The sequence below is a fragment of the Actinoallomurus spadix genome, assembly GCF_024055725.1.
GTDB lineage: Bacteria > Actinomycetota > Actinomycetes > Streptosporangiales > Streptosporangiaceae > Actinoallomurus > Actinoallomurus spadix.
In genome coordinates, this window is record NZ_JAMXMX010000009.1 from 144129 (window position 1) to 164693 (window position 20565).

Consider the following 20565-nt stretch of genomic DNA (forward strand, 5'->3'; position numbering starts at 1 on the left):
AGAGAATGAGCCCGACGGCGGGAATTTCGAATACCAATACGCGACATGATCTGCAAGGGCCGGGTATCGACGCCCGACCGATCTCGGGAAGTCGATACGGTGCCCCTGAGGATTCAGGTGCGCGACAGGAAAAGATACGTGGCGGCGGGAGCACGCGGAGCGCCGCCACGCGAGAATCAGTTGAAGTGGATTGCTTCGAACACGACTCCGGCCGGACCGAAGTACATTTCCTGGTGGTTCCCGAAGCGCACGTGCCTGCCGTCACTCCCCCGGATGAGGTATCCGCTGGTGTTCCCGGCCCGGATCAGGTCGACGGCGAAGCCCATGTCGTACGTGATGTCGTGTCCCTCGAGGCACTCGCTCAGGGGCGTGCCGCCGTTGGTGGTCGAGGCGTGCAGGACGAAGAACGTGTCGGGAGTGCAGTTGACGTCCGCGTGCGCCGGGGAGCCGACCATCCCCGCCGACAAGGCGGCGAGACCCGCTGCGGCCAATCCGGCCGCGATCACTCGCTTGAACATTACGGCTCCTTCCAAAGCCTCCGTAGCCTTCAGGAAATAGGACGTGGACATATACAGGAGGGTTTACGCCGCATGACCACCATTTTCCGCGCAGTTCGCCGAAGGCCGACACCGCCCTGTCGCTTCTGGCGTGTCATGGCCGCCGGCGAAGTCTGTACCACTGCGGGTCGGTCCTGTTCATCGGCCGGCCCAGACCTGCGGTCTCCGCGGGTTCGACCGTGAGCCTCAGCCGAGGGTTTCCAGGAAATCCCTGACGGCGGTGGCGAAACCGTCCGGGTCGGTGGTGTGGGCGAAGTGGTCGCCGTCGAGTTCCGAGAGCCGGGTGCCGGCGCGGCGGCCGACGATCTGCCGGGCCTCCTCGGGAGTGATGACCTGGCTGCTGCGGGCGTGCACGAACAGGGCAGGGCAGCCGGTGGCGGTCCAGTCGGCCCAGTGGTCGCCGCGCGTTCCCTGCTCCGAGGCGATGGTGTCCTGGGGATGGAACGGCAGGCGCCAGCCGCCGTCGGCGGTGGGGCGCAGCTTGTCCCCCAGCATCGGGGCCAGCGGGCCCATGGCGCCCAGGAGCGCCTGCCGGTCGGGCGCCGTGTAGGGCATCGACAGGACGAACGACAGCGGACTGGGGCCCTCGTCGAGGTCGCGGACCGGGCCCTCGACGTTGACGATCGCCGGCACGCGCTCGGGATGCCGGGCGGCGATCTGGTAGGCGGTGATGCCGCCGCCGGAGTGGCCGAGCGTCACGGCCTGATCGATGCCGAGGTGGTCCAGGAGGGCGATCGCGTCGGCGACGTAGTCCTCGCGGGTGTAGGAGGCGGCGCGGTCGGAGTCACCGTGCCCGCGCTGGTCCGGTGCGATGATCCGCCACCGCGGCGCGAGCGCCTCGGCCAGCGGCGCCCAGGTCCGCCCCTCGTACAGGTGGCCGTGCAGGGCCAGCAGCGGCCGGCCGGTCCCGCCGAAGTCCAGGTAGGACAGTCGGCGGCCGTCGAGGTCGAGCTCGCCGCGGATTCCGGTGACGCTGGTGCCGTTCATGATCGAACCTCCATCGGGTTTCCGTCTCGATGAACGGCACTCTGTCCGCGCCCGCTGACCATCGGCGCACCGGCCGCTGACCACCCGCGGTATCTCGGCGTACGGTCGACCGGGAGGCTTCCGTTGGCTGCTGCAAGCGGGCACCGCTAGGCCACCAGCCCCCCGCTGGGGCGAAGCCAGCGGGCCCAGCCGCCCCTATCCACCACAGCCGACGGCCTGCCCCTGCCCCTTCCTCCTCATTGTCACGCTGCGGCTCTGTCACGCTGCGGCTCTGGCTTCCTCCCAGCCCTACGGAGGGGATGATCTCCCAGGTCCAGCCGCCATCGAGGCGAACTCTGTAAGCTCTGCGGCAGGGAGAGGAGGCAAGGATGACCGCGCAATCACACGATCCCGTCCCTGCCGGTGCGCCCGACCCAGCTAAGACTCTGCGTGCCATCAGGGCCGCCCTGGTCGTACCTCAAGACCGTGAGGCGTTCGATGCTGGGCTCAAAGCGGTACTTGATGAGGTGCGAGTCAACCTCGACCTCGGCGTGCTGAGCGACTTCGTGCATCGCTGGTGGATCTCAGCCTGCGACTCGACTCGAGACCCCGAAGGTCGACGGCGCATGCACGCCCGTGCTGACCGAATCCTTGCCGGGGAGCCGACACCGCAGACGAAGCCGTGGCGCGAGATCCTCGCCGAACGCGAAGGCAGCCGGTAGGTGTATCGACTCGACCTGGATTCGCTCGCCGAGGAGCAGATCAACGCCGTCCCGCAGGAAGCTCTGGGTCCACTCGCCGAGCTGTTCACCCTGCTCGAGACGGCACCCTGGAGCGGACAACCGTTCAACCCGGCCAACCCTCGGGGCAACATGCTCACCCACGCCTTCGGAGAGCTCGGCCTGGCGACCTATCTCGTGTTAGAAGAACATCGCGAGGTGTATCTACTCCGCATCGAATGGCCCTGAATCTCAACACCGATCAGCACGATCATCGGCGGCTTCTCGGCGGCAACGTCACCGACCGACGCCCACCCGCTCACGAACGGATCGCGCAGGCAGCTTACGGTCCAGCATGAAGCCTGCCACCGTCTGCATCGGCCTCACCGCCTGGGCTTGCTAGAGCCGGCGGCCCCCTCGTCGACCGACGGCACCGTGCAGCCCTGGCCTGAGGGAGTCGTGCACGGTTGCCCGTTCATCCACGCCGCGGCGGAGCATCCCGATCCCGCCGGCCGCGTGCGCGCCTTCGCCCGCGAGCAGAAGCTCGTCATGCTCGCGCTGGTGACCGGGCTCGTGGCCGAGCTGGGCATCGACGAGCCGGAACCACTCGCCGAGCAGTTGGTCACCCTCTCCGACGGCGCCGCGAGCCGCGCGATGGTGCTCAACGACCCTGACCATGGCCGCCATGCCCGCGCGGCCGCTGAGACCCTCCTCGACCACGCGCCACCCCGCGCCTGAGTCCCGCGGCGGGAACAGGCGACGAGGACGGCCGGGCGGCCGTACCCCTCGTCAGGTGCAGTGGGTCCAGCCGCTGTTCCAGGCGCCCGTCGGCGAGGAGCCGCCCCAGCGTACGCACTTGCCCTTGGCGGCCAGGCGTACCGGGCCGGCGAAGAACGGGCTGGTCGCCGACCGGGAGCCCTGCCCGCCGCCCTTGACCGCCAGCGACGCGCTCATCCGGGGCCTGTCGCCGTTCGACTTCGGGACCATCGTGACGACGCAGTTCACGCCGCTGCCGTCGTTGTAGAGCAGGTGAACGGTCGCCCCGCCGAGCCCGTGACTGTCGATCGTGTGGAAGCCGGGGCCGCACAGGCGCTCGGGGGTGTACGGGTTGGCCTTCGCGGTCTTCTTCGGGGTCGGCGAGTGCGACGGCGTCTTCTTCCGCGTCGGCCGGTGGGTGGGGGTGTGCCGCTTCGCCTTGTGCTTCTTGGTGCTGGGGCTGGGCTCGGCGGCGTTCTGGTCGTCCCCGCCGTTGTTCATCGCCGCGTACACGACGCCGCCGCCGGCCAGCAGGATGACGCCGGCGATGACCGCGGCGACGACGCCGCTCGTGCCGCCTCGTCTCCGCGCCGGCTCCCCGCCGTACGCGGGCGGCGGCGGTGTCACGGGCGGAAGGTTGTACGTGCCGCCGTCGGACGGGTGATGGCCGGCGGAGCCCGGGCCGTACGGGGGCATCCGCCGGGTGCCCGCCGTGGGCGGGCCGGCCGGGGGCATCCGCATCGTGCCGGCGCCCTGCGGGCCGGTCGGGGGCAGCACCCTGGTCCCGGCGCCCTGCGGGCCGGCGGGCGGGAGCACCTCGGTGGCGCCTCCGGGCCGGCCGCCCGGCGGCAGCACCTCGGTCGCGCCGCCCGTCGCACCGGCGGGCGGGACCGAGCCCATTCCGGGCATCGGAGTTCCAGGCGCGCCGGAGAGGTCGAGGAGCCCGGTGGCGCCCTGCTGGCCCATCAGGGCGTCCATGAGCTGCCGGGCGGTGGGCCGCCGCGCCGGGTCCTTCACGAGGCAGGCCGCGACGATGCCCCGCAGCCGTCCGTCGAGGGCGCCGAGGTCGGGTTCCTCGTGGAGGATCCGGTGGATCACCGTCGGGATGGACTTGTTGCCGAACGGAGGGGTTCCCGTCGCGGCGCAGACCATTGTGACGCCCCAGGCGAAGATGTCGGTCGCCGGGCCGACGCGCCCGTCGGCCAGCTGCTCGGGCGCCATGAAGGCGGGCGTGCCGACGACCTGGCTGGCGGCGGTCATGCCGGTCGCGTCGAGCGCGCGGGCGATGCCGAAGTCGATCACCACGGGGCCGTCGGGGCCCATGAGGACGTTACCGGGCTTGAAATCGCGGTGGACCACGCCGGCCTGGTGGATGGCCGCGAGCGCGGTGGCCGTGTTGACGGCGAGCCGGTCGAGGGCGGCGCCCTGGCGCGGGCCCTCCTGCCGGAGCTGCTCCTGCAGTGAGGGACCGGGAACGTACTCGCTGACGATGTAGGGGCGGTCGTCGGCCATGCCGACGTGCAGGACCTGGGCGGTGCAGAAGCGGGCGACCCGCTTGGTGGTCTCGACCTCGCGGACGAACCGGGACTTGGCCCCGGCGTCCTCCATCAGCTGCGCCTGCATGACCTTGATCGCGACGGACCCGGTGGCGCTGCGGCCGAGGTAGACGATGCCCTGACCGCCCTCGCCGAGCCGCCCGATGACCTCGTACTCCCCCAGCCGCCGGGGATCCCCGTTCGTCAGCGGCTGGACATTCGGCACGGCGCCTCCCGATTGATCACGATCACCGCCGCAGAACCTATCAACGCCGTCCGCGCGATCCGTACGCGACTGCGCAGAACGTACGCCTGCTGACGCTCGGTGATCGGTCCGCGCCGTTCGGCTCTGCCGGGAGGCCGCTCCCGTCAGGCGGAGGCGGAGAAGACGTCGTCGCGGGCGCGGTCGACCGCGGCGAACAGCGCGCCGCGCAGGACGGGGTTGCCCTCCACCTCGGTGAGGACCACGCGGGGGCGGGTCGGGCAGATCCGGCCGACGGCCTCCTCCACGAGCCCGGCGAGGCGTTCCCCGCCGGCCCGCCCGATGTCGCCGGCCATCACGACCAGCCCGGGGTCCAGCACGATCGTCACGGAGGCGACGCCGTACGCCAGGCGCGCGGCGAGCTCATGCATGAAGGGGTCGCCGGCCGCTCCGGCCTCGGCCGCCGTCCGCACGCACTCGGTCGCGGTCGGGGCGGCGAAGCCGTGCCGGCCGGCGAGTTCGCGGATCGCGTCGGCACCGACGAGCGCGCCGAGGCCGCCGCCGAGGGCTTTCATGCCCCAGGTCACGGACTCGGTGTCCCGCTCGGGCAGCGGCATGCCCGGGACGGGCAGGTAGCCGATCTCCCCGGCGCCGCCGGAGACGCCGCGGTGCAGCCGGCCGCCGAGCATGACGGCGAGCCCGATGCCGCGGGCGGCCCACAGCAGGGCGAAGTCGCCGGTGTCGCGGGCCGCGCCGTCGGCGCGCTCGGCGAGCGCGGCGAGGTTCACGTCGTTCTCGATGGTGACCTCGAGGCGCAGGTCGCGGCGGAGGGCCTCGAGGATGCCCGCGTGCCAGTGCGGCAGGTCGAAGACGAACTGCACGTCCCCGGTGCGCGGGTCGACGACGCCGGGGGTGCCGATGACGAGGGCGTGGAGTCTGCCGAGGGGGATCCGGGCCGAGCGGCACGCCTTGACGACGGCGTCGTGGATCACGGACACCGGGTCGTCGGCGCCGTTCGGGTCGACGGCCACTTCCGCGGTGACCTCCCCGGTGATGTCGGCGATGCCGGCCGTCACGCGGTTGGGGCCGACCTCGAGGCCGGCGACGTACGCGCTGGAGGGCACGACGGCGTACAGCGCCGCGTTGGGCCCCCGGCCGCCGGCCTGCTCGCCGACGACGGCCACGAGGCCGCGCTCCTGGAGCCGGGAGAGCAGCTGGGAGGCGGTGACCTTGGACAGACCCGTGTTCTGCCCGATCTGCGCCCGGGTGAGCGGGCCCGAGCTCACGAGGAGATCCAGGGCGGATCGGTCGTTGAGCTCGCGCAGCAGCCTCGGTGTCCCCGGGCGACTCGGCATCCGGGCCCCCTTCCGTATCGATTTGGTGACGGCCTATTACTTAGGAAAGTTTCTTGTTAGTTTACAGCACAAGCAACCCCGTATCTCGAGCCAGGGCACGAGCTCCTCCCGCGCCGCCCGCAGGAGTGCTCCACCACCAGTGCATACGACCGCCGCACGATTCCAATGCCCCGCGGCGGCGTTCGCGCCGGTGGCGTGACCGAAGGGAGTTCCATTATGCGGTTCACCAAGGCCGCCGCCACAGCCGCCGTCCTCACGGTCGCCGTCGCGGGCTGCGGCGGCAACGACAAGAAGGACGCCTCGGCCGGAGGGAAGGACCCAGCGAAGATCGTCGTTTGGCAGATGGGCGACGGCAGCCCCGAGCAGACGAAGTTCCTCGACGGCGTGAAGGCCGAGTTCCAGCAGAAGCACCCCAAGACCGACGTCCAGGTGCAGTACATCCCCTGGCCGCAGGCCACCCAGAAGTTCCAGACCGCGATCGCCGGCGGCTCCGGCCCCGACGTGACCGAGGTCGGCAACACCGACGTGCAGTCCTGGATCGAGCAGGGCGCGTTCGCCGACATCAGCGACAAGCTGAAGGGCTGGGCCGAGGGCAAGGACCTCAACAAGGGCGCCCTCGCCAACGACCAGGCGGACGGCAAGACCTACGCCGCTCCCTGGTACGGCGGCGTCCGGGCCGTCTGGTACCACAAGGACTGGTTCCAGGCGCTGGGCATCCAGCCGCCGACCTCCTGGGCCGGCCTCGTCGAGGCGGCCAAGAAGATCCAGGACAAGAAGAACGTGCCGGGCATCGCCGCGCCGAGCGACTGGACGAACGGCATCCTCAGCTTCGTCTGGGCGGGCGGCGGTGACGTCGCCGTCAAGCAGGGCGGCAAGTGGACGGGCACCCTCGCGCAGCCCCAGGCCAAGGAGGCCGTCCAGTTCTACGCGGGCCTCGTCACCAAGGACAAGGTCGCCCCGGACAAGTACGTCGGCAAGAACGAGCTGCAGGGCCCCCAGCAGGACTTCGCGCTCGGCAAGGTCGGCATGTACATGGACGGCAGCTGGGCCCTCCCCCAGCTGGAGAAGATCAACGGTAAGGACGCCAAGAACTGGGGCGTCTTCCCGATCCCCGGCAAGGACGGCGGGCTCGCCCCGGTCTTCTCCGGCGGCTCCGACCTGGCGGTCTGGAAGGACAGCAAGTACAAGGACGTCGCGTTCGACTACCTGACCGTGCTGGACAGCAAGAAGAACGCCCAGGCCTTCGCCTCGACCCTCAAGTTCCTCCCGCAGTTCACCGACGTCCTGCAGAGCGCGACGTACAAGAACGACCCGATCATGGGCCCGTTCGCACAGGCCGCCGCCAGTGGCGTCCGGTTCACGCCCACGAGCAAGGGCTGGGCCGACTACGAGGGCGCCAAGAAGGTGCTGCCCAACGCCGTCAAGGCCGTCATGCAGGGTAAGTCCCCCGACGATGAACTGAGGAAGGCCGACGAGCAGGCCGGCTCCCTGCTCAACCAGTAGAGGGACCGCCTCCATGCTCGACACCGCTCAGCCGGTGCGGCGGACGCCGGGCCGGGACACCACCCGCCCGGCCCGGCGTCGTCGCCGCCCCCGCTCCGGGCCGTACCTCCTCATCCTCCCGGCGCTCGTGGTCATCGGCGTGCTGCTCATCTGGCCCGTCGTCCAGATCGGCCGGATGTCGTTCGAGAAGGTCGGCGTGCGCCAGCTCCGCGGTGAGCCGGCCGAGAACGTCGGCCTCGCCAACTACCGGCAGATCCTCGGCGACGGGTTCTTCTGGACGACGTTCCGCCACACGGTCCTGTTCGCGGTCGTGGCGGTCGCCGCGACGCTGCTGGTCGGGACGCTCGTCGGCCTGCTGATCAACCGGCTCGGCACGAAGATGTCGGCCTTCGTCGCGGGAGGCGTGCTGGTCGCGTGGGCGACCCCGCCGATCACCGCCGCGATCATCTTCTCCTGGCTGTTCGGCACCACCGGCGGCCTGGTGAACTGGTTCCTCGACGCCCTGCCGGACGCGCTCGTGGGATCGGGCTGGGCGAACTACAACTGGTTCGGCACGCCGCTGCCGACGTACACCGTCCTGACGATCTGCGTCGTGTGGATGTCGTTCCCGTTCGTCGCGGTCTCGGTGCTCGCCGGGCTGCGGACGGTGCCGCGCGAGCTGTACGAGGCCGCCCGGGTGGACGGTTCCAGCGCCTGGCAGAGCTTCTGGGGCATCACCTTCCCGCTGCTGCGCCCGATCTTCGGCGTGCTGCTGGTGCTCTCGGTGATCTGGGACTTCCGCGTGTTCACCCAGCTGTTCGTCATGTCGGGACTGGCCAACCGCGACGCGTTCAACCTGTCGCTGTACGGCTACTCCGAGGCGTTCGGGTCGCTCAACGCGAGGTACGGCCTCGGCTCGGCGATCGCCGTGGTCCTCACCCTCATCGTCCTGCTCGTCACCGCGATGTACGCGCGGATGGTCATCCGTCAGGAGGGGACGTCATGAGGGCCCCGCTGTGGCGCCGTGTCGCGCTGAACGCCGCCGGCGTCGGCGTGTTCCTCGTGTCGGCCTTCCCGGTGTTCTGGATGATCTCCACGGCGTTCAAGCCGAACGGGGAGATCTTCAGCTCCACGCCGCACCCGCTGCCGGAGCATCCGACCCTGCGGCACTTCGGCTCCGTGGTGGACGGCAGCGTCGCCGGCGTCTCCTTCTGGAGCTACTTCGCCAACAGCGCGGCCGTGGCGATCGCGACCGTGGTGATCTCCGGGCTGCTCGCGCTCCTGGCCGCGACGGCGGTGGCACGCTTCCGGTTCCGCTTCCGCACGACCTTCCTGGTCCTGCTGCTCGTCGTGCAGATGGTCCCGTGCGAGGCGCTGGTCATCCCGCTGTTCATCGACCTCAAGCGGATGGAGATGCTGAACAGCCTCGTCGGCCTGATCGCCGTGTACGTCGGGTTCGCGCTGCCGTTCGGCGTCTGGATGCTGCGCGGTTTCGTCGCGGCCGTGCCGAAGGAGCTGGAGGAGGCCGCGGCGCTCGACGGCGCCGGCCCCCTGCGGATCTTCTTCCGCGTCCTGCTCCCCCTCGTCGCGCCCGGTCTCGTGGCGACGAGCGTCTTCTCCTTCATCACCGCCTGGAACGAGTTCCTTTTCGCCTACACGTTCCTCAAGGACCAGGACAAAGCCACCTTGCCCATCATGCTGCAGTTCTTCTTCGGCCGTTCCGGAAACGATTGGGGCCCGATCATGGCGGCGTCCACGCTGCTCACCCTGCCCGTCATCGCGTTCTTCCTCCTCGTCCAGCGCCGGATGGTGTCCGGCCTGGTGGCCGGGGCGGTGAAGGGCTGATGAGCGACCCGTCCCTCGAGCGCCTCGCCAACGCCACGCTGCTCGCCCCTTTCCCCGGTGCCGTTCCGCCGCGCTGGATCCTGGAGGGCCTGGAGCGGGGCATGACCGGTGTGACCCTCTTCGCCATCAACGGCAACGTGCCGGGCGCCGGCGAGCTGGCCGGGCTCACCGGCGAGCTGCGGCGGTACGCCGATCCGCTCATCTCCATCGACGAGGAGGGCGGCGACGTCACGCGGCTCGCCCATGACACCGGCAGCCCGTACCCGGGCAGCGCCGCGCTCGGCGCCTTGGACGACCCCGCCGTCACCCGGCGCGTGCACCGCTCGCTCGGCGCCGAGCTGCGGGAGGTGGGCGTCAACCTGGACTTCGCGCCGTCCGCGGACGTCAACACCGCCGACGACAATCCGATCATCGGCACGCGGGCGTTCGGCTCCGACCCGGAGACCGTCGCGCGGCACGTCGCCGCCGCGGTCGCCGGGCTGCAGGAGGCCGGGGTCGCCGCCTGCGCCAAGCACTTCCCCGGCCACGGCGCGACCTCCCAGGACTCCCACCTGGAGATCCCGACCGTGGACGCCGACCTGCCGCTGCTGGAACGCCGCGAGCTCGTCCCGTTCCGCGCCGCCATCGAGGCCGGGGTCGCCTCCGTCATGACGGGTCACCTGCGCGTCCCGGCCCTCACCGGCGACACGCCCGCGACCCTCTCCCACGCCGCGGTCACCGGGCTGCTGCGCGGCGCCCTCGGGTACACGGGGGTGGTCGTCACCGACGCCCTGGACATGCGCGCCGCCAGCGACGCGATCGGCATCCCCGAGGCGTCCGTCCGCGCCCTCCTGGCGGGCTCGGACCTGCTCTGCCTGGGCTCGAAGGAGTTCGAGGACAGCGTGCGCGCCATCCGCGAGCACATCGTCGAGGCCGTACGCCAGGGCCGGCTGCCCGGCGAGCGGCTCGAAGAGGCCGCGTCGCGGGTCGACGGCCTGAAGGCGTGGCTCACCAAGGCCGGGAGCGCCGAGGTCGACCGCGTGGCCGGGCTGGCGGCCGCCCGCCGTGCCGTCCGCGTCACCGGCACCCCGTCGCTCGCCCCGAAGCCCCTCGTCGTCGAGTTCCAGGCGCCGTCGAACATCGCGGTCGGGCCGGTCCCGTGGGGTTTCGGTCCCTGGGTGCCGGACGTTCTGCGCGTCGACGCCGACCAGGCCGACGCCCGGGAACTCCTGGAACGTGCCCACGGGCGCTCGCTCGTCCTCGTCGTCCGTGACGCGCACCGGTACGCCGGGCACCGCGATCTGGTCACGGCACTGCTGGCCGCGCGCCCGGACGCCGTCCTGGTCGAGATGGGGCTACCGGTCTGGCGGCCGGAGGCGGTCCCCTACGTCGCGACGTACGGGGCCACGCGCGCCAACGCCCGGGCCGCCGCCGAGGCGATCGGCCTGCTCGAACCGGTGACCGGTGACGCCCTGACGTAGGAACCGGCCCGAAACAGGGCCCCGAAACGGGAGAGAATTCCCGAACGCCGATCGGAAAACGGGGATGCGTGGCGTGATCAGCTCCGTCGAGGCGGGATAATCGGACCATGCGATTGTCCGCCCGGGTCGATTACGCGCTCCGCGCGTCCGCCGAGCTGGCCGTCGGCGGCGAACGCCCCGTGACGGCCGTCCAGCTGGCTGAGGCACAACAGATCCCCCCGAAGTTCCTGGAGAACATCCTCAGCCAGCTGCGCCGTTCGGGTCTGGTCCGTAGCCAGCGCGGTCCGGAGGGCGGCTACTGGCTCGCCCGCCCGGCGGACCAGATCTCGCTGGCCGACATCATCCGGGCCATCGACGGCCCGCTGGTCGGCGTGCGCGGGGAGCGACCGGAGCACCTGGGGTACGAAGGACCGGCCCGCGCGCTGCAGACCGTCTGGATCGCCCTGCGCGCCAGCGAGCGGGCGATCCTCGAGCAGGTGACCCTCGCCGACGTGGCCTCCGGCGAGCTGCCGCCCGCCGTGCAGAAGCTGACCGAGGACCCGGCCGCCTGGGACTCCCCCGCCTTCCGGAGTTAATCCGGGTGCCCGAGGGAGACGTCGTCTGGGCGGCCGCCAAGCGGCTGCACGCGGCGCTCTCCGGGCGTGTCCTCACCCGCAGCGACTTCCGGGTGCCGCGCTACGCCACCACCGACCTGACCGGCCGTTCGGTCCTCGAGACGGTCTCCCGCGGCAAGCACCTGCTCACCCGGGTCGAGGGCGACGTGACCGTGCACACGCACCTGCGGATGGAGGGGACCTGGCGGATCCGGCGGGCCGGCCCGCCGCCCCCGCGGAACCACCGTCTCCGGCTCGTCCTGGCGAACACCGAGTGGCAGGCGCTCGGGTACTCCCTCGGCGTGGTCGAGGTCGTGCGCACCTCGCACGAGGACCGCGTCGTCGGCCACCTCGGGCCGGACCTGCTCGGCCCGGACTGGGACGCGGCCGAGGCGGTGCGCCGCCTGCTGGAGCGCCCGGAGCGGGCGATCGGCGAGGCGCTGCTCGACCAGACCCGCCTGGCGGGCATCGGCAACGTCTACAAGGCGGAGGTGCTGTTCCTGCGGGGCGTGGACCCGTGGCGCCCCGTCGGCGAGGTGCCCGGCCTGGACGCGCTCGTCGAGCTCGCCCGGCGGCTGCTCGACCTCAACAAGGATCACCCCGACCAGATCACCACGGGCGAACGCCGGCCGGGCGCGCAGCACTGGGTGTACGGCCGGGCCCGCCGCCCCTGCCGGCGCTGCGGCACGCCCATCCGGCGGGCCGACCAGGGCGACCGGCCCGAGGAGCGGATCACCTACTGGTGCCCCTCCTGCCAGCCGGGGCCGGGCGCGCCGTCCTGAACGACCATGGCGGCGGAGACGCTCCGCCGCCATTCGATGTGGCGGGTTCCTCGCCCGCCGCGTCGCGCGCTCAGCGCTGGGCCTCGAACATCCAGTGCTGCTTCTCCAGGTCCTGCGCGATGTCGATGAGCAGGTCCTGGGAGACCAGGTCCGAGTCGTCCGTCGTCTCAATGCGGTCGCGGAACCGCTGGATCATCTGGGCGAGCAGGTCCGTGATCGCCGCGATCACCTTGTCGTCCTGCAGATGGCCGGCGTCCAGCTGGTGGACCTTGGTCGTGTCGGCGACCGTCCGCGCCCGGCCGTCCGGGTGCACCCCGATCGCCACCGCCCGCTCGGCCACCGTGTCCGCGTGCGTACGGGCCACCTCGACGAGCTCGTCGAGCTGCAGGTGGAGCGAGCGGAAGTTGCGCCCGGTCAAATTCCAGTGCGCCTGCTTGCCCAGCAGGTGCAGATCGACGAGATCCACCAGCGACTCCTGCAGAACGGCACCGGTGACCTTGCGCGCGTCGTCGGAAAGCGGGCTCTTCACGGTCGACATCGCCGAGTCTCCTTCTCCAGTACAGGTCGATATCCCCTTGTCAGGGGCGACCCTTCCCGGGAAGGCACCCGGTAACCGTGTGACCCGGCTCCCGTCGGCCCGCCCACCGGCGGACGGGCCCGTAGACGGCACACGCCGGCGGACAGGCCCGGTAGACGGCACACGCCGGCGGACGGGCCCGTGGACGCCAAAGCCCCGGCCGCGGGCTTCCGCGACCGGGGCGCTGCGTGCGTTCGGGACGGCCGTCAGGCCGCGACCATGTCGGCGCGAAGCGCGCTCTCGATCGTCTCGGGGGTGGCGGGAATGGCGTCGGCCGAGATCGCCTCGCCGTCGAGCCGCTCGTGCTCCGGCGGCGCACCGGCCATCACCGGCTCCTGCTGCAGCTCGGCCAGCGCCAGCTGATCGGAGACGTCGCGCAGCACGTGCGAGAGGGGCACGCCGAGGGCTTTGCAGATCGAGGCGAGCAGCTCCGAGGAGGCTTCCTTCTGTCCCCGCTCAACCTCGGACAGATAACCCAGCGACACGCGTGCCGCCGCGGAAACTTCCCGGAGGGTACGGCCTTGGCGCAGCCGCAGCTGCCGGAGTACGTCGCCGAGCAGCTGACGAAGCAGGACCATGTCTCGCTCCCTCCGTGTGTCCTGACTCATCTACCGGTTCCACCGTACCTGTCTTCACGATGCACGTGGCAGACCGAAACTTTCATGTTCGCTTCGGACGTAACGCTGTAATCACCCCGGTTCTTCCCGGTTGCCCGCCGTGACGACCCAACCATCACTGGCTTCCAGTGTGAGCAGATGACGCCGCAGCAGGTCAAGTGCGTGGACGACCGTCATCCGCCGAATCGGGCCGCGGGCGCGCTCACCATCGCCGGCGACCGGCAGCCGGACCGAGCGGACCACCGGCGGACCACCGGCCTCGGCCACCCCGATGTGCACCGTGCCGACCGGCTGCCCGTCCTGCGGGTCCGGCCCGGCCACGCCGGTCACGGCAAGGCCGTAGGAGGCGCCCAGACGCTCACGGACCCCGGTGGCCATGGCGGCGGCGACGTCCGGATGGATGGCGCCGTGCGCGGCCAGCAGGTCCGCGGGAACGCCGAGAAGCGAATGTTTGAGAGGAGTCGCGTACGCGACCACACCTCCTAGGAACGTCGCGGACGACCCGGGCATTCCCGTGAGCTCCGCGCCGAGCAGGCCGCCCGTGAGCGACTCGGCCACCGCGACGGTGGCGTTCCGCGCCGCCAGCAGGCGATGGACGACGCGGTCGAGGTCGAGGTCCTCCTCGGCGTACACCGCGCCGCCGAGCAGGTCGCGTGCCATCGCGGCGGCCTCGGTGACCCGTTCCTCCCCGGCGGCCGTGATCCGCACCCGGACCTCGCCCGGCGACGGGTAATAAGCCAGCCGCACGCCGGGGAGCGCCTCGACCGGCGCGAGCCGCGCGGCGACCACCGACTCCCACACCGTGGCCGTGCGCAGCACGCGCGCCGCCACCGGGGTTCCGGTCAGCTCGGGCAGCACCTGCTCGTCGACGATGGCGCGCATCTCCTCCGGCACGCCGGGCACGGCGTACGCCACGCCGCCGTGGAGCTCCACGCGCAGGCCCGGCGCGGTCCCGGCCGGGTTGGGCAGCCGCCGGGCGCCCTCGGGGACGTCGGCCATCCGCAGCGCCGACTCCCCCATCGGCACGCCGCGCGTGACGGCCCGCTCGCGGATCCGGGCCTCCAGCGCCGGATCGCGGCGCAGGGCGACCCCCGCGGCGCGGGCGAGCGCGTCCCGCGTCACGTCGTCGGAGGTGCCGCCGAGACCGCCCGTGACGATGACGGCGTCCGCGCGCTCCAGGGCCTCCCGCAGCGCCGCGACGATCGTCTCGGTGTCGTCGGGGACGACGACGTCCCGGACGACCTCCACGCCCGCCTCCGTGAGGCGCCTGCCGAGCCACCCGGCGTTCCCGTTGGAGATGTCGCCGCGCAGGATCTCGTCACCGACGTTCAGCAGCTCGACTCGCACGCCCGTCCCTCCAGAGTCTCCATGCCTTGACGAGGTAGTCCAGGCCCGTCACCACGGTGACCACCGTCGCGGCCCCCATGACGACCCAGCGCAGCGGATCGATCGGGCCGGGCATGACGTACAGCCCGATCGCGATCACCTGCAGCATGGTCTTGAGTTTCCCGCCGCGGCTGGCGGCCATCACGCCGTACCGGATGACGACGAACCGCAGCACCGTGATGCCCAGCTCGCGGACGAGGATCGCGATGGTCACCCACCACCACAGCCGGCCGAGCAGCGAGAGCGCGACGAGCGCCGACCCGACGAGCGCCTTGTCGGCGATCGGGTCGGCGATCTTGCCGAAGTCGGTGATGAGGTTGCGCCGGCGGGCGAGCTCCCCGTCGACGCGGTCGGTGAGCGACGCCACGACGAACATCCCCAGCGCGGCGACCCGCCACCACGTGCCGTCGAGGAACAGCAGCCAGACGAAGAATGGGACGAGCACCAGGCGGACGACGGTCAGCAGGTTCGCGACGTTGAGCACGCCCGCCTGCGGGGCCGCCGGCGGGGGGAGCGGGTCGTCGCCGGCGGAGGCCGTCATGCGCCTTCCACGACGGCGAGGAGGTCGACGCCCATCGCCTCGACCACACGCGCGCGGACGATCCGCCCCACCGGCGCGTCGCCCTTGAGCGTCACCACGCCGTCGATCTCGGGCGCCTGGTGCGCGGCCCGCCCCTCGCCGGGCTCCTCGACCAGCACCTCCACCGTCGAGCCGATGCGCTCCTCGGCGCGCTGGGCGGTGAGCTCCTCCGCGAGCGAGGACAGGTCCGCGACACGGACGTCGATCTCGGCCGCGTCGAGCTTGCCGTCGAAACCGACCGCCTCGGTGCCCTCCTCGTCGGAGTAACCGAACACGCCGATCGCGTCGAGGCGGGCGGCGGTGAGGAACTGCGCCAGCTCCTCGACGTCCTCCTCGGTCTCGCCGGGGAAGCCGACGATGAAGTTGGAGCGCACGCCGGCCTCGGGGGCCAGGGCGCGGATCTGCTCGAGCAGCCCCAGGAACCGCTCGCGGTCGCCGAACCGCTTCATCCGGCGCAGCAGCGGCCCGCTGGCGTGCTGGAACGACAGGTCGAAGTACGGCGCGACGCCGGGCGTCGTCGCGATGGCCTCGATCAGCCCGGGCCGCAGCTCGGCGGGCTGCAGGTAGCTGACCCGGACCCGCTCGATCCCGGGAACGGCGGCGAGCTCGGGCAGCAGCGTCTCCAGCAGGCGGAGGTCGCCGAGGTCCTTGCCGTACGAGGTGGAATTCTCGCTGACCAGGACGATCTCGCGGACGCCCTGACCGGCCAGCCAGTGGGCCTCGTCCAGGACGTCGGTGGGCCGGCGCGAGACGTACGCGCCGCGGAAGGCCGGGATGGCGCAGAACGTACATCGCCGGTCGCAGCCGGAGGCGAGCTTGAGCGGGGCGGCGGGGCCACCGCCGAGGCGCCGGCGCAGCACGCGCGGGCCGCTCGCCGGGGCGACGCCCTCGGGCAGGTCCGGCGCGTCGAGGGCGGCCGGCGGATCACCGTGGCCCGGGACGTGGACGTCGGCCCCGGACCGCTGCACCGGGCTGAGCGGCAGCAGCTTGCGCCGGTCCTGCGGCGTGTGGGCCCGGTGCGGCCGGCCGGCGAGCACGTCGTCGAGGCGTTCGCCGATGGCGGCGTAGTCGTCGAAGCTCAGCACCGCGTCGGCCTCGGGCAGCGACTCGGCCAGCTCCGCGCCGTACCGCTCGGCGAGGCACCCGGCCGCCACGACGCGGGCGCCGGAGTCGGACGCCGCCAGCAGGGTGTCGATCGAGTCCTTCTTCGCGGCGTCGATGAAGCCGCAGGTGTTGACGAGGACGACCGAGGCGTCACCGGAGTCGTCGAGCGTCCAGCCCGCGCTCTCCAGGCGTGCCGCGAGCTCCTCGGAGTCGACCTCGTTGCGGGCGCAGCCGAGGGTGACGAGGGAGACGGTCCGGCGATCCGCCGAGTCGGTGGAATGGTCGGCGGTGGTCACGCGCGGCGCTCCCCTCTCGCGGGGCGCGTGCGGGGCGCGACCGCGGGCTCAGTACGCGGGGTGGACATGCCCCATACGGTACTGGCCCGCGGAAGACGGGTGGCCCTCAGCCTTTCTGCGGATCTTTCGGGCCGAGGTCGAGCCGGACGACCTGGCCGTCCTGACCGGGCGAGCCGACGTCCTTGCCGTTCACGGTGAGGCGCACTCCGCCGCCGTTGCCGATGACCAGGCGGATGTGCTTCTTGGCCGTCCACTCCTGGGACTGACCGGGGCGGATGACGCCGCTGAACAGCTGCTTGCCCTTGTCGTCCTGGACGCTGAGCCAGCTCGCCCGCTTCGCCTTGAGGCGTACGGTGACCTCTTTGCGGGGCGCCTGGGCCACGGCTGCGGTGTGCGAGGGGCGGACGGTCGCCGACGGGGTCGCGGCGGGCGCGGCGGCCCGTTCGGCGGTCTTGTGCCGGTCCGGTCCCGTGACGACCCGGAAGATCCCGTACGCCACGATGAGGACCAGGGCGGCGGCCATGGCGGCGCTCCAGTTCGGCGAGCGCCGCTCCAGGATCTTGACCGGGGTCTTCGCCTCGAAGGCCAGCCGGGCCGAGATGGCCTGCGGCGCGCCCCCGTGCGCGTCGTCGTACTCCTGGACCAGCGGCTCGGGGTCGATCCCCGTGGCGCGCGCGATGCTGCGGATGTGGCCGCGGGCGTAGAAGTCCCCGCCGCACATGCTGTAGTCGTCGCGCTCGATGGCCTGGATCACCGTCTCGCGGATCCGGGTCCGGCCGGCGACCTGCGGGACGCTGAGGCCCGCCTCCTGGCGGGCCTTCGCGAGGGTGCCACCGATCGTCACGACACGCCTCCTGGGAACCTCGTGGCGGTGTTCAGGTCCACGCCGCCGAGTCGCCTCCCCGATCCGTGATCAGTCTATGAAGACGGGGCGTGAGAAGCGATGTGCAACGCGCAATAAGTCAGCTACCCCAAGATCTCGATCGCTACTCTCCGCGCAGGGATGCCAGCACACCGGGTAGATCGTCGGGTTTGACCAGGACGTCACGTGCCTTCGACCCCTCGCTGGGCCCCACTATGTCCCGGCTTTCCAGCAGGTCCATGAGGCGTCCGGCCTTCGCGAAGCCGACGCGCAGCTTCCGCTGCAACATCGAGGTCGAGCCGAACTGCGTCGAGACGATCAACTCGGCCGCCTGGATCAGCAGCTCCAGGTCGTCGCCGATGTCCTCGTCGATCTCCTTCTTGCGCGTCTCCCCGGCGGCGACGTCCTCGCGGTAGTCGGGCTCGGCCTGCTTCTTGCAGTGCTCGACGACCTCGTGGATCTCCTTCTCGGAGACGTAGGCGTTCTGCAGGCGCATGGGCTTGCTCGCGCCCATCGGCAGGAACAGCGCGTCACCCTGGCCGACCAGCTTCTCGGCGCCCGGCTGGTCGAGGATGACGCGGCTGTCGGCGAGGCTGGAGGTCGCGAACGCCAGCCGCGACGGGACGTTCGCCTTGATCAGGCCGGTGACGACGTCGACGCTGGGCCGCTGCGTGGCCAGCACCAGGTGGATCCCCGCCGCGCGGGCCAGCTGGGTGATGCGCACGACCGAGTCCTCGACGTCACGGGGCGCGACCATCATCAGGTCGGCCAGCTCGTCGACGATCACGAGGAGATAGGGGTACGGCTGGTAGACGCGCTCGCTGCCCGGCGGCGCGGTGAGCTTACCCGCGACGACGGCCTTGTTGAAGTCGTCGATGTGGCGGTACCCGGAGGCGGCGAGGTCGTCGTAGCGGCGATCCATCTCGCCGACCACCCACTGCAGCGCCTCGGCGGCCTTCTTGGGGTTGGTGATGATCGGCGTGATCAGGTGCGGGATGCCGGCGTACGAGGTGAGCTCGACGCGCTTGGGATCGACGAGGACCATGCGGACCTCGTCCGGCGTCGACCGCATGAGGATCGAGGTGATCAGGCCGTTGATGCACGTCGACTTACCGGCGCCGGTGGCGCCCGCGATGAGCATGTGCGGCATCTTGGCGAGGTTGGCCACGACGGTGCGGCCCTCGACGTCCTTGCCGAGGCCGACGACCATCGGGTGGTGGTCGTTCGCCGCCACCGGGGACCGCAGGATGTCGCCCAGGCTGACGATGTCCTTGTCGGTGTTGGGGATCTCGACGCCGATCGCGGACTTGCCGGGGATCGGGGAGATGATCCGCACGTCGGCGCTCTTCACGGCGAGCGCGATGTTCTTGGCCAGCGCGGTGATCCGCTCGACCTTGACGGCGGGGCCGAGCTCGATCTCGTACCGGGTGATCGTCGGGCCCCGCGTGAAGCCGGTGACCTGGGCGTCGATGTTGAACTGGTCGAGCACCTCGGACAGGGCGTTCACGACGACGTCGTTGGCCTTGGTACGCGGTTTGACGACCGATCCGGCCTTCAGAACACCGGGTGCCGGCAGCGTGTAGGACCCGTCGCCCGGCGGCGACGTCGACAGGGTGAGCTGCTCGGTGATCCGCGGCGCCGGCGTCGGGTCCGGCGGCGCCGGGATGGCCGGCGGCTCCGGAGGCTCCAGCAGCTCGTCGGCGAGGCTCGGCCGGTCGTCCTCCTCGAAGATCTCGTCGGCCCGGACGACCTTGGTCTCGGCCATGACCGGCGTGTCGTACGGCTGGTGGTGCTCGCCGACCTCGACCTCGGTCTTGCGGGACCGTTTCCCATTCTTTGCGGTCTTTCGCCCCGGCTCCGGCTCGAGATCCAGCGCCTCCGCCTCGCGCAGCAGCATCCGGTCGCGCAGCTCCATGAGCCGGTCCGGCACCCGGTGCACGGGCGTCGCGGTCACCACGAGAACGCCGAAGCCGACCAGCAGCAACTGCAGCGGGACCGCGACGAAGGCGGTGACGGTGCTGGTGAGGGGCGCGGACAGCAGCCAGCCGAACAGGCCGCCGCTGCCTTGCAAGGCGTGCTCGCCCGCGCTGGGGTACGGCGTGCCGTGCGCGATGTGCACGATGCCGACGATTCCGCCGACCAGGGCCGCGCAGCCGATGAGGATGCGGCCGACGTCGCCGTTGCGCTCGGGGTGGCGCAGCAGCCGCCAGGCCGGCAGCAGGCAGATCAGCGGCAGCACCATGGCCAGCGAGCCCAGGCAGTCGCGGATCAGCCGGCCGAGGTTCTTCAGCACCCACGTCTGCGGGTCGAACCAGGTCGCCGCGGCCAGGACGATGGCCAGGCCGAGGAAGGCGAGGCCCTGTCCGTCCCTGCGGTGCTCCACGTCCAGCTCGCGGGCGCCGCGCCCGAAGGCCCGCGCCAGCCCGCCGACGCCCCGCGCCAGAAGCAGCCACACCTGGGCCACGAACTGCCAGAAGCCGAGGAACAGGGTGCTGATCGGGTCGGGCCGCTGCGGGGCGCGGGAACGCGCCGCCGGCCGGGACGCGGCCGGTGCGCGCTTGCGCGCGTTGGACGAGCGCGCCGGGGTCTTCGCGGCCGATGCCCTGCCCCCGGCCGCCGGTTTACGGGCGGCGGGCCTTCGCGCCGTGCCGCCACGCGTACCTGAGGAGGAGCCCTTCGCACCTCCGGGCGTACGTGTGGCCATGATGGCGAGACTAGCGGCGGCCCGCCCGCTCGCCGGTGAACCTCGCCGTACGGCGTGTCGCCGGCCGGCGGTCGGGCGAACCGAACCGCCCCGTCCCGTCCCCGCCCCACCTGCCGAACCGCCCGGTCCCGTCCAGGCCCCACCTGCCGAACCGGTCCGGTCCGTGTGGACCGGACCGGTTCGCGGG

The 20565-nt window shown here is 71.7% G+C and carries 20 protein-coding genes; 9 read left to right on the top strand and 11 right to left on the bottom strand.

What is annotated here, in order from left to right; genetic code table 11:
* Positions 1–176 precede the first annotated feature (176 nt).
* Together NE235_RS15780 and NE235_RS15785 are read right to left on the bottom strand one after the other, a co-directional pair.
* Positions 177–518 carry a hypothetical protein gene (locus NE235_RS15780; protein ID WP_252803427.1) on the bottom strand — a complete coding sequence of 114 codons (342 nt, stop codon included), beginning with the start codon at positions 516–518 and terminating at the stop codon, positions 177–179.
* 225 nt (positions 519–743) lie between these two features.
* A complete protein-coding gene (locus tag NE235_RS15785; protein ID WP_252803429.1) occupies positions 744–1544 on the bottom strand; it encodes an alpha/beta fold hydrolase in 801 nt (266 codons plus the stop codon).
* A gap of 368 nt (positions 1545–1912) precedes the next feature.
* Here NE235_RS15785 and NE235_RS15790 point away from each other — a divergent pair, with 368 nt between their 5' ends.
* The 3 genes from NE235_RS15790 (at position 1913) to NE235_RS15800 (ending at position 2980) form a co-directional block, all read left to right on the top strand.
* Positions 1913–2245 carry a DUF6247 family protein gene (locus NE235_RS15790; RefSeq protein WP_252803430.1) on the top strand — a complete coding sequence of 111 codons (333 nt, stop codon included), beginning with the start codon at positions 1913–1915 and terminating at the stop codon, positions 2243–2245.
* Positions 2246–2491 (top strand): hypothetical protein, encoded by a 246-nt coding sequence (locus NE235_RS15795; protein ID WP_252803432.1) that lies wholly within the window; start codon positions 2246–2248, stop codon positions 2489–2491.
* A gap of 186 nt (positions 2492–2677) precedes the next feature.
* On the top strand, positions 2678–2980 hold the full coding sequence (locus tag NE235_RS15800) for a TetR family transcriptional regulator C-terminal domain-containing protein (protein WP_252803434.1): 303 nt from the start codon (positions 2678–2680) through the stop codon (positions 2978–2980).
* A gap of 51 nt (positions 2981–3031) precedes the next feature.
* On the opposite strand, the gene NE235_RS15805 is transcribed toward NE235_RS15800, so the two are convergent.
* Complete coding sequence (locus NE235_RS15805; protein ID WP_252803436.1) at positions 3032–4759, bottom strand: serine/threonine protein kinase; 1728 nt, start codon at positions 4757–4759, stop codon at positions 3032–3034.
* 143 nt (positions 4760–4902) lie between these two features.
* Positions 4903–6090: an ROK family transcriptional regulator gene (locus NE235_RS15810; RefSeq protein WP_252803439.1), complete on the bottom strand. Its 1188-nt coding sequence runs from the start codon at positions 6088–6090 to the stop codon at positions 4903–4905.
* Between the two features lie 216 nt (positions 6091–6306).
* Between NE235_RS15810 and NE235_RS15815 the strand changes: the two genes are divergently transcribed.
* From NE235_RS15815 to NE235_RS15840, 6 genes are all read left to right on the top strand, one after another.
* The gene (locus NE235_RS15815; RefSeq protein WP_252803441.1) at positions 6307–7593 is read left to right on the top strand and encodes an extracellular solute-binding protein; all 1287 of its coding nucleotides are present in this window, start codon (positions 6307–6309) and stop codon (positions 7591–7593) included.
* 13 nt (positions 7594–7606) lie between these two features.
* Positions 7607–8578, top strand: coding sequence for a carbohydrate ABC transporter permease (locus NE235_RS15820; RefSeq protein ID WP_252803443.1), 972 nt, complete (start codon positions 7607–7609; stop codon positions 8576–8578).
* Positions 8575–9417, top strand: a complete 843-nt coding sequence (locus NE235_RS15825; protein WP_252803445.1) for a carbohydrate ABC transporter permease — start codon at positions 8575–8577, stop codon at positions 9415–9417. The genes NE235_RS15820 and NE235_RS15825 overlap by 4 nt, the downstream gene beginning before the upstream one ends.
* On the top strand, positions 9417–10877 hold the full coding sequence (locus NE235_RS15830) for a glycoside hydrolase family 3 protein (protein WP_252803447.1): 1461 nt from the start codon (positions 9417–9419) through the stop codon (positions 10875–10877). Before NE235_RS15825 ends, NE235_RS15830 begins: the two co-directional genes overlap by 1 nt.
* Before the next feature lie 107 nt (positions 10878–10984).
* Complete coding sequence (locus NE235_RS15835; protein WP_252803449.1) at positions 10985–11452, top strand: RrF2 family transcriptional regulator; 468 nt, start codon at positions 10985–10987, stop codon at positions 11450–11452.
* A 5-nt stretch (positions 11453–11457) separates the two neighbouring features.
* A complete protein-coding gene (locus tag NE235_RS15840; protein WP_252803451.1) occupies positions 11458–12252 on the top strand; it encodes a DNA-formamidopyrimidine glycosylase family protein in 795 nt (264 codons plus the stop codon).
* A gap of 70 nt (positions 12253–12322) precedes the next feature.
* Here the strand turns inward: NE235_RS15840 and NE235_RS15845 are convergent, their stop codons facing one another.
* The 7 genes from NE235_RS15845 to NE235_RS15875 all read right to left on the bottom strand — a co-directional run bounded on the left by NE235_RS15845 (position 12323) and on the right by NE235_RS15875 (position 20378).
* Positions 12323–12790, bottom strand: coding sequence for a Dps family protein (locus tag NE235_RS15845; RefSeq protein ID WP_252803453.1), 468 nt, complete (start codon positions 12788–12790; stop codon positions 12323–12325).
* A gap of 245 nt (positions 12791–13035) precedes the next feature.
* Complete coding sequence (locus NE235_RS15850) at positions 13036–13407, bottom strand: helix-turn-helix domain-containing protein (RefSeq protein WP_252803455.1); 372 nt, start codon at positions 13405–13407, stop codon at positions 13036–13038.
* 111 nt (positions 13408–13518) lie between these two features.
* The gene (locus tag NE235_RS15855; protein WP_252803457.1) at positions 13519–14793 is read right to left on the bottom strand and encodes a CinA family nicotinamide mononucleotide deamidase-related protein; all 1275 of its coding nucleotides are present in this window, start codon (positions 14791–14793) and stop codon (positions 13519–13521) included.
* Positions 14765–15373 carry a CDP-diacylglycerol--glycerol-3-phosphate 3-phosphatidyltransferase gene (gene pgsA / locus NE235_RS15860; RefSeq protein ID WP_252803459.1) on the bottom strand — a complete coding sequence of 203 codons (609 nt, stop codon included), beginning with the start codon at positions 15371–15373 and terminating at the stop codon, positions 14765–14767. Before pgsA ends, NE235_RS15855 begins: the two co-directional genes overlap by 29 nt.
* A complete protein-coding gene (gene rimO, locus NE235_RS15865; RefSeq protein WP_252803461.1) occupies positions 15370–16812 on the bottom strand; it encodes a 30S ribosomal protein S12 methylthiotransferase RimO in 1443 nt (480 codons plus the stop codon). Before rimO ends, pgsA begins: the two co-directional genes overlap by 4 nt.
* Before the next feature lie 106 nt (positions 16813–16918).
* Positions 16919–17656: a helix-turn-helix domain-containing protein gene (locus NE235_RS38190; protein ID WP_252803463.1), complete on the bottom strand. Its 738-nt coding sequence runs from the start codon at positions 17654–17656 to the stop codon at positions 16919–16921.
* A 142-nt stretch (positions 17657–17798) separates the two neighbouring features.
* Positions 17799–20378, bottom strand: a complete 2580-nt coding sequence (locus NE235_RS15875) for an FtsK/SpoIIIE family DNA translocase (RefSeq protein ID WP_252803465.1) — start codon at positions 20376–20378, stop codon at positions 17799–17801.
* Between the last annotated feature and the right edge of the window lie 187 nt (positions 20379–20565).

What these genes read in the sequence shown, in the direction of transcription:
- NE235_RS15850 (WP_252803455.1), bottom strand. Translation starts at nt 13,407, where the DNA reads ATGGTCCTGCTTCGTCAGCTGCTCGGCGACGTACTCCGGCAGCTGCGG.
- NE235_RS15875 (WP_252803465.1), bottom strand. Translation starts at nt 20,378, where the DNA reads ATGGCCACACGTACGCCCGGAGGTGCGAAGGGCTCCTCCTCAGGTACG.
- NE235_RS15835 (WP_252803449.1), top strand. Translation starts at nt 10,985, where the DNA reads ATGCGATTGTCCGCCCGGGTCGATTACGCGCTCCGCGCGTCCGCCGAG.
- pgsA (WP_252803459.1), bottom strand. Translation starts at nt 15,373, where the DNA reads ATGACGGCCTCCGCCGGCGACGACCCGCTCCCCCCGCCGGCGGCCCCG.
- NE235_RS15810 (WP_252803439.1), bottom strand. Translation starts at nt 6,090, where the DNA reads ATGCCGAGTCGCCCGGGGACACCGAGGCTGCTGCGCGAGCTCAACGAC.
- NE235_RS15820 (WP_252803443.1), top strand. Translation starts at nt 7,607, where the DNA reads ATGCTCGACACCGCTCAGCCGGTGCGGCGGACGCCGGGCCGGGACACC.
- NE235_RS15825 (WP_252803445.1), top strand. Translation starts at nt 8,575, where the DNA reads ATGAGGGCCCCGCTGTGGCGCCGTGTCGCGCTGAACGCCGCCGGCGTC.
- NE235_RS15780 (WP_252803427.1), bottom strand. Translation starts at nt 518, where the DNA reads ATGTTCAAGCGAGTGATCGCGGCCGGATTGGCCGCAGCGGGTCTCGCC.
- NE235_RS15815 (WP_252803441.1), top strand. Translation starts at nt 6,307, where the DNA reads ATGCGGTTCACCAAGGCCGCCGCCACAGCCGCCGTCCTCACGGTCGCC.
- NE235_RS15790 (WP_252803430.1), top strand. Translation starts at nt 1,913, where the DNA reads ATGACCGCGCAATCACACGATCCCGTCCCTGCCGGTGCGCCCGACCCA.
- NE235_RS15830 (WP_252803447.1), top strand. Translation starts at nt 9,417, where the DNA reads ATGAGCGACCCGTCCCTCGAGCGCCTCGCCAACGCCACGCTGCTCGCC.
- NE235_RS15785 (WP_252803429.1), bottom strand. Translation starts at nt 1,544, where the DNA reads ATGAACGGCACCAGCGTCACCGGAATCCGCGGCGAGCTCGACCTCGAC.
- NE235_RS15845 (WP_252803453.1), bottom strand. Translation starts at nt 12,790, where the DNA reads ATGTCGACCGTGAAGAGCCCGCTTTCCGACGACGCGCGCAAGGTCACC.